Annotated in this window: 1 protein-coding gene; it reads left to right on the plus strand. The window is 66.4% G+C overall.

The window, feature by feature from the left end; translation table 11 throughout:
• The first annotated feature begins 49 nt into the window (after nt 1-49).
• The gene (locus tag ABEA93_RS41960) at nt 50-1,210 is read left to right on the plus strand and encodes an IS30 family transposase (RefSeq protein WP_345681285.1); all 1,161 of its coding nucleotides are present in this window, start codon (nt 50-52) and stop codon (nt 1,208-1,210) included.
• The last annotated feature ends 26 nt before the right edge of the window (nt 1,211-1,236 follow it).

The following is a 1,236-nucleotide window of genomic DNA, read 5'->3' on the forward strand; positions in this document are numbered from 1 at the left end:
GCTTGAGTTCTATCGGTGGTTGCGAACGCACTGGAAGGAGAGCGTTCGGATGCCCAGGTACGCCCCCAACAAGATGCCGACCGCAGTGAAGAAGCGGTACTTCGAGCTGTTGCGTGAGGGATACAAGGGTGCGGCGGCCGCCCGGGTGGTCGGGGTGTCCGCCAGCTGCGGATCGAACTGGTTCATCGAAGCTGGAAGCATGATCGTCCCCGACCCCGGCCCGATAGCACCGCGTTTCCTCACCCAGGAGGACCGCATCGCGATCGCCGACGGGCTGCAGGCCAAGCAGGCCGTCAAGGAGATCGCTGCGGCCGTCGGAAAGAGCTTTCAGACCGTCTACCGCGAGATCAAACGCAACGCGAAACCTGATGGCAGCTACCACCCTTGGTGGGCCCACAACCAGTCCCTGCTGCGGCGCCACCGCCCCAAGCAGGAGAAGATCCGCGCCAGCGAACCGCTGCGGACGCTGGTGCGCGAGAAGCTCACCGACAGGTGGTCGCCGCAGCAGATCGCGCGCCACCTGGCCCGTGAGCACAGCCACGACGCGACGATGCGGGCCTGCCCGGAGACGATCTACCGGGCGCTGTTCGCCGGCCTCCTCGGCCGTCGGAAGGCCAAACTCCGCACCGGTCGCACCCGCCGCAAGAAGCAGCGCCGCGGCGTTCCCACACTGAACAAGATCAAGAACATGACGCTCATCCACCAGCGGCCGATCGAGGCCAACGACCGGACCGTGCCCGGCCATTGGGAGGGAGACCTGATCATCGGCCGCGGCCAGGGCTCCGCGATCGGCACCCTCGTCGAGCGCACGACCCGCTACGTTCACCTGATCCACCTGCCGCGCGGCTGGAAGGCGCCACAGGTCCGCAACGCACTCATCACGCAAACCATGCATATCCCGCCCCAACTACGGCGGACGCTGACCTGGGACCAGGGCCGCGAGCTGACCCTGCACGAAGACATCGAGGCATTGACCGGCTTCCGCATCTACTTCTGCGACCCGCACTCACCCTGGCAGCGCGGCACGAACGAGAACACGAACGGCCTGCTGCGACAGTACTTTCCCAAGGGCACCGACCTGTCCGCCCACACGGCACGCGACCTCAGCGAAGTCGCCCGCCAGCTCAACCGCCGTCCCCGCATCGTCCTCGGCGACAGGACCCCAGCCGAGGCCATGCGAGAATGCCTCGCAGGCCCATTCACCAGGTGATTCGCAACCACTGATGGAATCCGCCC

The organism is Yinghuangia aomiensis, from assembly GCF_039542225.1.
Lineage (GTDB): Bacteria > Actinomycetota > Actinomycetes > Streptomycetales > Streptomycetaceae > Yinghuangia > Yinghuangia aomiensis.